This window comes from Chthoniobacterales bacterium (assembly GCA_018883245.1).
Lineage (GTDB): Bacteria > Verrucomicrobiota > Verrucomicrobiia > Chthoniobacterales > JACTMZ01 > JACTMZ01.
This window is the reverse complement of record VEQL01000002.1, coordinates 126,745-136,470: the sequence shown is the minus strand read 5'-3', so window position 1 is coordinate 136,470 and position 9,726 is coordinate 126,745. Positions and strand designations below refer to the sequence as shown.

The following is a 9,726-nucleotide window of genomic DNA, read 5'->3' as shown; positions in this document are numbered from 1 at the left end:
TGTATGCAAACGTTTGCATGGCTTGGGAACATCACTCAGAACCCTTGGCGCCGGGGCGCGTTTTTGTCGGACGCATGGCCCGCCAGATGCTTTTGGTGGTCTGCGTTGTCGGCGTGACGCTGGCCGGCGGCATCGCTGGCTACATGATCATCTCGAAAGACACCGAGGCTGAGAGACTCGACTTTGTGGATTCTTTTCTCGAGGCAAGCATGCTGCTAAGCGGGGCCGGCCCGCTCTATACCGAGCGCGAATCGAGCAACGCGTTGAAGATGTTCTCTTCGCTCTACGCGCTCTTCGGCACATTGGTCGTGGTGTCCAGCGTCGGCATCCTCGCTTCGCCCATTGTGCACCGCGTCCTTCACCGCCTGCACCTCGAGCGGGGCAAGGAGCGGTCTGGGTAGCTGCAAAGCGGGACAAAAACACTCCGCTCAGAGAGCACGGACTACGCGGTGACCGCGCACAAAGTCGTCTGAGGTCATCCGCTTTCCTCCCGCGGGTTGGACCTCAAGCAGCTCGAGAACCCCTCCTCCTCCACAGGCGAAGCGAAGGCGGCAAGGCTCAGGAGCACCGGCGGCGATCTTTGCGCGGTGAATCTTCAATAGAACCCGGCTTCCGTCATCCAGCACGACTTCGGTCGTGCATCCGGGCCACGGATGCAAACCACGGATGCGCAGGGCGATTTCGCCAGCCGGCATCGACCAGTGCACCGTCCCCATCCCCCGCCCGAGCTTGGGCGCATAGGTGGCAAGAGCGGCATCTTGCGGAATGTGCGGCGCATCGTCGCGGGAGATCAAATCCAAGCCGGCGGACAAAGCCTGCGGCGCCAGCACTGCGAGCTTGTCGTGCAGACTTCCTGCCGTTTCCTCGGGTCCGATGACGCATTCGCGGGCGAGCAATATATCGCCGGTGTCCATTCCGGCATCCATCCACATCACGGTGACGCCGCTCATCGAGTCCCCCGCGAGAATCGCCGCATGCACAGGGGAAGCTCCGCGATGACGCGGAAGAAGCGATGCATGAAGGTTCAACGCCCCGAGGCGGGGAATATCAAGGACAGCCTGCGGCAGGATCTGACCGTAGGCCATGACGACCAGCAGATCCGGCTGCAATGTGGAAAGCTCCGGCGTTGCGACGCGTATTTTTTCCGGCTGGAGGACCGGTATACCGCGGTCGATCGCAAGCTGCTTGAGCAAAGATGGCTTGAGCTTCAACCCGCGGCCGGACGGACGGTCGGGTTGCGTCACCAGCGCCGCAACTTCGACGCCGGGAGCATCGAGCAACCAGCGGAATGAAGGAATCGCGATGTCCCCGCTGGCGACGAAAACAATCTTCATGCCAGCACGCGGCGCGCCGGACGCATCGACCGCGAACGAGCGCGGATCAACTCCCCGGCGGTCACTTCGCGTTGGCCGAGCGAGTCCGCGCAACCGGTGCAAAGGTAGTCGTAGATCTCCTTGTCCGGCAGGACCAAGAGCAACTTCTCGCGCACCGGCATGGGTTGCCCGCAACGACGGCAGTAGAGACTGCTCGCACGCAGGCTCTCGAACTGGCCGCTCATGTCACCGCGCTGAACCCCTCCTCGCCGAAGTGGTTGCGGCGGTCCTGCACGAGCATTTCCAAAATACTCGCGAGGACATCCACGGGCGATTGCGTGGCATCGATGTGCAGGATCCGGTCCGGCCCGTAATACTCGAGCAGAGGCCGCGATTCGTTGTCGTAGGTCTCGAGGCGGTGGCGGATGACTTCCTCGTTGGCGTCGTCGAAGCGGTTGTCGCGCAACGCGCGGCGCTTCAGGCGCTCGACAAGCTTGGGCCGGTCGGGGCACGAAAGATGGCAAATACGGCGCACCCGGATGGTGTCTTCCAGCATCTGCGCCTGATGCACATTGCGCGGGATTCCGTCGAGCACGAGAAAATCGTGGTCCGGATGAAACTCATGCGTTTCGACGCTCTGGTCGATGCGCGCCTTCCAGAGCTTGATCGTCACGTCGTCGGGAACCAGTTCGCCCCGGCTCGAATATTCGAGGAATTGTTTGCCCAGCGGCGTGCGGAGGTCGAGGGACCGGAACACGTCTCCGCAGGCCATGTGATAATAGCCGGGCACCGTGCCGAGCGCCCGACCTTGCGTGCCCTTGCCGCTGCCGGGCGCGCCGAAAATCAAGTAGGTTTGATATTTGCTCATTGGGAGTGTTTGCGAACGCGATATTAGGCAAACCCGCGCCATTGGCAACGCATCGCTGATCGAGCCGGCCCCGCACTCCTTGACACCGCGCACCGCCGCCTTTAACCAATCTGTTCGATTCCTCCTCACCGCGTGCAAACAGACGACCAAGTCCTCGAAGTTCTCCTCGACCAGTTGCGCGTGACCAGGCAGCAGGTGAAGGACGCGCGCGAAAACCATCCCGGTGCCTCCACCGTCGATGCCCTGCTCGAGGACGGCGCCATCCGCCCGAGGGACGTCCACGAAGCGGTCGCCCACATCAACAGCCTGACTTTTGCCGACCTTGACGACGAAGCAACGGTGCAACGCGTGCGCGAACTGCAGAAGCTGATCCCGGGTGAGGTCGTGCGCAGGCACCGCCTTCTCCCGTTGCAGCAGACCAACCACGGTCTCCAAGTCGCGATCGCCGACCCGCTGAATTTCGAGGCTTTCGACACCGTCCCCTTGGTCCTGAAGACCGAGGTCGAATTTCTCTATGCGGATCCCGAGCGGCTCGACGAGCTCATCAAGGACATCTACCCGCGGCAGACAACGCTCGTCGCGCCGGGCACAGAAGGGGAAAAAGGCGCTGCCGCCGGTGAGGACGACGCCGCAGTCATCACGCTCGTGCAGGACTTTCTGGAAAAGGCGCAGGAAATGCGCGCGAGCGACATTCACCTGGAGCCGGTGGAAGAAGGATTCCGCGTCAGATTCCGCATCGATGGCGAACTCGAGCAATACAAGATGCTCCCCCCCTCTCTTCAAGGGGCCGTGGTCAGCCGTCTGAAAATCATGACCGAGACCATGAGCATCGACGAAAAACGCATGCCCCAGGACGGCCGCATCCAGTGCCAGGTCCGCGGCAAGCCGCTCGACCTTCGTGTCTCCACCATTCCCACTTCGCAGGGCGAGTCCATCGTCATGCGCCTCCTCGACCAGAGCACGCTGTCCATCAAACTGCCCGACCTCGGGTTCATGAGCGACGATCAGGAATATTTCCGCAGTCTCATCAAGCTGGCTGACGGAATTATCCTCGTCACCGGCCCGACCGGTTCGGGCAAAACGACCACGCTCTATGCGTGCCTGTCGGAAATCAACAACGAGAGCCGGAAGATCATCACCGTCGAGGACCCGATCGAATACGTGATGCCGGGCGTCAACCAGGTGCACGTGAAATCCGACATCGGGATGACCTTCGCCCGTGCGCTTCGCTCCATTCTGCGCCAGGCCCCGAACATCATCATGATCGGTGAAATTCGCGACCTCGAAACGGCGGGCATTGCCATCAACGCCTCTCTCACCGGTCACCTTGTGCTGTCGACCCTGCACACCAACGACGCGCCGAGCGCGGTCGCGCGCCTTATCGACATCGGCGTCAAGCCCTACCTCGTTTCCAGCGCGGTCCGCGCGGTGATGGCCCAGCGTCTTTGCCGCAAATTGTGCTCGTGCAAGGAGCCCGCGACGTTGACCGAAGACGAAATTGCCACGCTCCATATCGACTCCGACCAGCTCGCGGACATGCACATTTGCAAGCCCAAGGGTTGCGAGCGCTGCCGCTTCACCGGCTACCGCGGACGCCTCGGAATTTTCGAGATTTTCAAGGTGGATGACGAAATGCGCCAGATGATCAACCGCATGGGGGAAACCCAGGACCGCTCCGAGCAGGTCAGCACGGTCCAATTGCGCAGGCGCGCGCGCGAACAGGGAATGCGGACGCTCCGCGAGGACGGATACCAGAAGGTTTTTGCCGGACTGACAACGTTCGACGAGGTGCTTGCCGTGACCATGGGGGACAGCGACTAACGCCATGGATCCGCATATCGTCATAACCACCCTCGTGGACCAGGGCGTCCTCGCCGCGGACCAGTCGGATGAACTGCTGAACACCATCCTGCAGAGCGGACGCCCGCCGGAAGACTACCTCGTCGCCGAAGGCATCGTTGATGAACACACTTTTTACCATGCGATCGCGAATTCCATCGGCGCGAATTACATCGATCTGAGCGATTTCGAGTTGCCAACCAACCTGCGCGACACAATTCCCGTGGGGTTGGCGCGCTTGCACCGTGCGTTGCCCATCGCAGAGCACGAGGGAGCGCTCTATGTGGCCCTGAGCGATCCGCTCGATACGGAAAAAGTCTCGGAGCTGCGCTTTGCCCTCAACCGCGACATCCACGTGAGCGTCGCGCCGGTGCGCCGCATCGAGGAGCTCATCACGCAGTATTACGAGTCAATCGACTACGCGACCGAGGGCTTCTCCACCGTCACGCAAAAGGAACTTCGCGAGAAGTTGAGCGAACTCTCGACCAAAGCCGCGGGGCCGATGACCGACGAGGAACGGAGCCAGTATGTCACGCAGATCGTGGACAACCTCATAGACATCGGCATCAAGGCCAAGGCGAGCGACATCCATTTCGAACCGTTCGAGGAATACATGGATGTCCGCATGCGCGTGGACGGAACCCTGCGCTCCCTGCTGACTAAGAGCGACCGAAAAGCTTACAGCTCTATCGCGAGGGAGCTGATCTCCCGCATCAAAGTCATTTCCAACCTCAACATCGCCGAAAGCCGGCTCCCTCAGGACGGCCGCATCCAGCGATCGGTCCTGCGCGACGGCAAGCCGTTCGCCATCGACCTCCGTGTATCCACGCTGCCCACGCAATTCGGCGAAAGCGTCGTGCTGCGTATCCTCGACCGCTCTGCGGTGCAACTGGACCTCGACAAGCTCGGCGTGCCGGAACGCATCAAGAAAACGCTACGCGACATGATCAAGCTGCCGAATGGCATCATCATCGTCACCGGCCCGACCGGATCGGGAAAAACCACCACACTCTACGCCTGCCTCCGCGAGATCAACGAGCCCAACGCCAAACTTCTCACGGCCGAGGATCCGGTCGAATACGACATCGACGGCATCATGCAGGTTCCGGTCAACGAGGGCATCGGACTGGATTTCGCGAGAGTCCTCCGCGCCTTCCTTCGCCAGGATCCCGACCGCATCCTCGTCGGTGAAACCCGCGACCTCGAGACGGCGCAGATCGCCATTCAAGCTTCGCTCACCGGCCACCTTGTCTTCACCTCGCTGCACACCAACGACTCGACCGGCGCCATCACCCGCCTGCTCGACATGGGCGTCGAACCGTTCCTTATTTCCGCGTCCCTCGAACTTGTCGTGGCCCAGCGCCTCGTCCGCCGCATCTGCGCGAACTGCATCGAGTCCTACGAACCGAGCGAGGATGAACTCATGCTCCTCGGCCTTTCGCCCCACGAGGTCGGCGACAAAAAATTCTACAAAGGCAAAGGCTGCGACGAATGTGGCGACACCGGCTACAAAGGCCGCAAAGGCATTTTCGAGACGCTGCGCCTGAACGACACGCTGCGCGAAATGATCAACCAGCGCGTGCCGGGCGTCGTTCTCCGCCAGAAAGCGATCGAACTCGGCATGCGCACCCTGCGCGAAGAAGGCCTGCAGGCCATCTTCGACGGCGAAACGAGCGTCGAGGAAATCCTCAAATACACTTAAGCCGGACCGAGCCAGCGCGCCAACCCGCCGCGGCGGACAATCCACTCCCACACGAGCAGGGCGGCGAGAAGGCCGACGAGCGCTCCGACCGCCACATCCGAAACGTGGTGGGCATTGAGTTGAACCCGCGACCAAGCCACTGCAGCCGAGACAATCAGGCCCGCGGATCCGATCAGCCTGCGCGAGAAAAACAGTGGAAAAAAGAAGCCGAACGCACTCGACGCGTGCGACGAGGGAAAAGCTTGGAACTCGTGCCTCAGCGAAACCCACTCGGCTCCCTGCCGCGGACCATACCAGCCCATCTCGATGTTCTCGGCGCGCGGACGCACCCGTCCCGCTGCAAGTTTGATCACATTGGTCGCCAGACCGGCGAGGACTCCCGAAAGAATCATCGCGGTGAGAATCCGCGCCCACTCGCGGCGTCGCTGCCTCAAGGCGACGGCCAGACACACGATTCCGCCGGCGAGAAGGAAGGGAAAATCGCCGTAGCGTGAAAGAAAACGCGCAACCGCTGTCGCAGGCCCGACCGCCCCACCCCGCAGCGAATCCGCAACCGGCGCGTCCCAAACCAGCAAACCGCCGATGGTCACGAGAATAAAACCCACAGCAAGGACGGCGGACCAGAAATGATGAGATTTCGCGCTCATGGCAGGAAAACCGCGGCGGTCAGTGGCGCCATCTCGGCAAACAGCGAACCATCGGCTTTTCGAACGGTGGCCGATCCGCCGTCGGAAACAAAGCACGCATGCACCGGGCCGTCCGGCCATCCGGGAGGCGCCTCGAGCCGCACGGTTTGCCCGGTTTCGCCGCGGTTGAAAATGACGAGAGCACGCGCCGGCCCTCCGGTGCGCTCGAATGCCAGCGTGCTGGCCGCATCATCGGCAAGCAGCCAGCGAAATTCTCCGGCATTCAGGACCGGCGTGTTGCGACGGAGCGCGATGGCCGCTTTGAAAAACGCGTGCAGGCTGCGATCGAATTTGACCTGATTTCGCGCAACGCGCCGTCCATCCGGGGCCGTGAACTCGTCGTCGTAGACCAGATCGTCCCACACCATCGGCTTCCGGCAGTCGGGGTCGTTCGCGCCCCACATCCCCGCTTCGCCACCGTAGTAGATGAAAGGCGTCCCCACGTAGGCCATCTGAAGGGTCACGGCCATACGCACCAATTTCCACGCGCGATCGTCGGGCTTCTGCCAGAGGTAATCGCGGTTGTTTTTCGGCGAGACGATTCCGCCCACCGCCAAGTCGAATTCGTCGGGGTTGATGTATTTTTTTCCGGGGCGTCCGTCGAAGGCCGCCGATCCCGCGCGCGGTGTGTCATGCGAATCGAGCAGGTTCTGCAAACGCAGCGCCGTGGCTGACGGCCAGAAAGCACGCGTGCGATCCAGCCACGCGGCGAAGGCCGAAGGCTTGAGCGCATGGTCGAACAGCCACCCCTTCACCGGCATGGCAAATCCCTCGTAATTCATCGTTGCATCGAAATCCCCTTCCTTCGTGGTCTTGTGCGCATCTTTCCAAACCTCCGTTATAGTGACGGCCGAAGGATTGATTTCGTGCACCAAGGCGTTCCAATCCCGCCAGAAGGCCGGCGGCACCATCCAAGCGACATCGAGGCGCCAACCATCCACCCCCCGCGAGACGTCGCCATCCGGCTGCATCCAGCGTCGGGTGACGGCCATGATGTAGCTTTTCACCCCGGGAACAAGGTCGCCACGGTCTCCGCTCCATGCCTCGGCGAACTCCGGCATCTCGGTGATGCCGTGCCAACCGTGCCAGCGGAATTCGTTCTGCGGCGTTCCCGGATCATCCCATGTTTCGATGATGAACCATTCTTTGAATCGCGAGGCCTGCTGATTTTCTCGCAGGTCGCGGAAGGCGAAAAAACCGGCGCCCGAGTGGTTGAACACTCCGTCGATGACCACCCGCATCCCGCGGTCGTGCGCTTGCCGCACCATTTCGAGGAAGAGTTTGTCCGCCGCGGTCCACTGCCATGTCGCGGGGTCTTCGGTCTCCTTTTCGATCAACTTCACGTCGCCCTCGGGGTCGGGACCGAACCATGGATCGACGTGGTGATAGCTCCACGTGTCGTATTTGTGGTGCGAACCCGACCAGAAAACGGGGTTGAGATAAATCGCGTTGATGCCGAGGTCGCGCAGGTAATCCAGCTTGTCGATGATTCCCTGGATGTCACCCCCGTAGCGGCGCTCGCCGACCGTCCAGTAAAAATCCTCCCCGCGAGCCTGCTCCCACGCGTCGCGCGCATACCAATCGGAGGTCCATGCCCTCGTCTGCCAGGACGACGGCAGCCATTCTTTGCCGCCAAGGCTGTCGCGCACGGGATCATTGTCGGGATCACCATTGCGAAAGCGCTCGGGAAAAATCTGATACCAGACCGCCTCGGCCTGCCATGCCTTCGGGTCGGGCTTGGGCGCGAATGCACGGCCTGCCGGCGCAGCGGCAAGCAGGACGGCGCAAGGGAACGCGAGGAATCTCACGAAACGCCTCCCAACCGGCGCAAAAGAGCAGCCTCTGATGACGTGAGCGGGACAACACTGAGTCGCGATTGCCGCACCAGACCGATGTCCCGCAGACCGGGCTCGCACTTGATCTGCGCCAGGGTAACGGGTGTGCCGAATGCCTTGGCCTGCTCGAGGTCGACACACGACCAATCGCCATCCTTGGCCGTCGGGTCGGGGTAAGCCTCGCGCGCCACGCGGGCCGTCCCCATCACGCACTTACCGGTCACACTGTGGTAATAGAACACTTCGTCCCCTTTTCGCATGCTGCGCAAATTGTTGCGGGCCTGAAAATTCCTCACGCCGGTCCACGCCGTCTGTCCGTCGCGGACAAACTGCTCCCACGGGTAGGAGTCCGGCTCCTGCTTGACGAGCCAGTGCTTCACGGTCGGGCCAGAGCCTCCTGTGGCAGACATCCGGAGATGAAGCCTTTGATATTTTCCACCGTGCCAAGGTTGATGCGCTCGATGGCTTCGACGCTGTTGAAGCCCACGTGGGGCGTGAAGAAAACGTTGTCGTGACCGAGCAACTGCTTGTTGCGCATGATACCGCGCAATTCGCGCAACCGCTCGTCGCGTTTCGAGGAATCGCCGCCCGGAGTGGACATGGCGTGGATCTTCTGGACGATTTGCGCGCCGATGGCATGCGCGGGGTCGCGGTTGAACGCCTTGTCGTCCTCCAGCACGTCGATGCCGATGCCGCCTATTCGCCCGCTGTCCAAACCCGAGAGCAGTGCGTCGATATCGACCAGGGCACCGCGCGCGGTGTTGATGAGAATGACGCCAGGCTTGCACCTTGCCAGACGCTTCACGTTGAGCATTTGCCTGGTCCGCCGGGTCAAGGGGACGTGAAGGGTGATGACATCGGACGAGCGCAACAATTTGTCGAGCGTGACATACTCGAAGCCGAGCTCGCGTGCCGCGTCGGGATCCGGATTCATGTCATAGGCGAGGCACTTCAATCCGAAACCCTGCGCGATCCGGATCACTTGCAAACCGACGCGACCCGCGCCGACCACCCCGAGCGTCTTGCCCTGCAGTTCCATGCCGCGCAACCGTTCCGAGGTGCCGCGACCGCGATGCCCGGCCGAGAGGCAATGACGCAGCTTGCGTGCCACGCCGAGGATGAGGGCGAAAGTGTGCTCGGCCACCGTTGCGGCCCCGTAATCGGGGATATGCGCCAGGACAACACCCCGTTTGGCGGCCGCAGCCGCGTCCAAATGATCCGTCGCCGAGGAGCGTGATGCCACCAACTTGACCTTCGGATGCCTGCGGAAAAAGTCGGCCCCGACGCGCGAGTTGACGAAGACCGAGACGATCTCGGCATCCGCCGGCACTTCCTGAAGCGTTTCCACGAATTCGACCTCGTGATCCGCGAGGCTTTCGGCAAAAAAAGGCTGCTCGTCGTCCTCGGTCTCGACAAAAACAATTTTCATCGTGTTTTCCTCGGAATGCTTTTGCCCCCGCGGGCAAGGCAGAGTCTAATTGCG

Annotated in this window: 10 protein-coding genes; 3 read left to right on the top strand and 7 right to left on the bottom strand. The window is 61.8% G+C overall.

Annotation, left to right across the window (positions count from 1 at the left end):
• Positions 1–17 precede the first annotated feature (17 nt).
• On the top strand, positions 18–401 hold the full coding sequence (locus FGM15_01420; protein ID MBU3664526.1) for a hypothetical protein: 384 nt from the start codon (positions 18–20) through the stop codon (positions 399–401).
• Between the two features lie 27 nt (positions 402–428).
• Here the strand turns inward: FGM15_01420 and FGM15_01415 are convergent, their stop codons facing one another.
• Genes FGM15_01415 through FGM15_01405 form a run of 3 tightly spaced genes read right to left on the bottom strand, consistent with a single transcriptional unit; the run spans position 429 to position 2,181 of the window.
• Complete coding sequence (locus FGM15_01415) at positions 429–1,334, bottom strand: methionyl-tRNA formyltransferase (protein ID MBU3664525.1); 906 nt, start codon at positions 1,332–1,334, stop codon at positions 429–431.
• The gene (locus FGM15_01410) at positions 1,331–1,558 is read right to left on the bottom strand and encodes a cytoplasmic protein (GenBank protein ID MBU3664524.1); all 228 of its coding nucleotides are present in this window, start codon (positions 1,556–1,558) and stop codon (positions 1,331–1,333) included. Before FGM15_01410 ends, FGM15_01415 begins: the two co-directional genes overlap by 4 nt.
• Entirely contained in the window at positions 1,555–2,181 is a 627-nt protein-coding gene (locus FGM15_01405; protein MBU3664523.1) for a nucleoside monophosphate kinase, read from the bottom strand. The genes FGM15_01410 and FGM15_01405 overlap by 4 nt, the downstream gene beginning before the upstream one ends.
• A 132-nt stretch (positions 2,182–2,313) precedes the next feature.
• On the opposite strand from FGM15_01405, the gene FGM15_01400 reads away from it, so the two are divergent.
• A complete protein-coding gene (locus FGM15_01400; protein ID MBU3664522.1) occupies positions 2,314–4,002 on the top strand; it encodes a type II/IV secretion system protein in 1,689 nt (562 codons plus the stop codon).
• A gap of 4 nt (positions 4,003–4,006) precedes the next feature.
• Positions 4,007–5,722 (top strand): type II/IV secretion system protein, encoded by a 1,716-nt coding sequence (locus tag FGM15_01395; GenBank protein ID MBU3664521.1) that lies wholly within the window; start codon positions 4,007–4,009, stop codon positions 5,720–5,722.
• Here FGM15_01395 and FGM15_01390 read toward each other — a convergent pair.
• From FGM15_01390 to FGM15_01375, 4 genes are read right to left on the bottom strand one after another with little or no spacing between them, the layout of a single operon-like run.
• Complete coding sequence (locus FGM15_01390) at positions 5,719–6,489, bottom strand: phosphatase PAP2 family protein (GenBank protein MBU3664520.1); 771 nt, start codon at positions 6,487–6,489, stop codon at positions 5,719–5,721. The genes FGM15_01395 and FGM15_01390 overlap by 4 nt on opposite strands.
• The gene (locus tag FGM15_01385; GenBank protein MBU3664519.1) at positions 6,366–8,324 is read right to left on the bottom strand and encodes an alpha-amylase; all 1,959 of its coding nucleotides are present in this window, start codon (positions 8,322–8,324) and stop codon (positions 6,366–6,368) included. Before FGM15_01385 ends, FGM15_01390 begins: the two co-directional genes overlap by 124 nt.
• Positions 8,213–8,653, bottom strand: a complete 441-nt coding sequence (locus FGM15_01380; GenBank protein MBU3664518.1) for an EVE domain-containing protein — start codon at positions 8,651–8,653, stop codon at positions 8,213–8,215. The genes FGM15_01385 and FGM15_01380 overlap by 112 nt, the downstream gene beginning before the upstream one ends.
• Positions 8,620–9,672: a hydroxyacid dehydrogenase gene (locus FGM15_01375; GenBank protein MBU3664517.1), complete on the bottom strand. Its 1,053-nt coding sequence runs from the start codon at positions 9,670–9,672 to the stop codon at positions 8,620–8,622. The genes FGM15_01380 and FGM15_01375 overlap by 34 nt, the downstream gene beginning before the upstream one ends.
• Positions 9,673–9,726 lie beyond the last annotated feature (54 nt).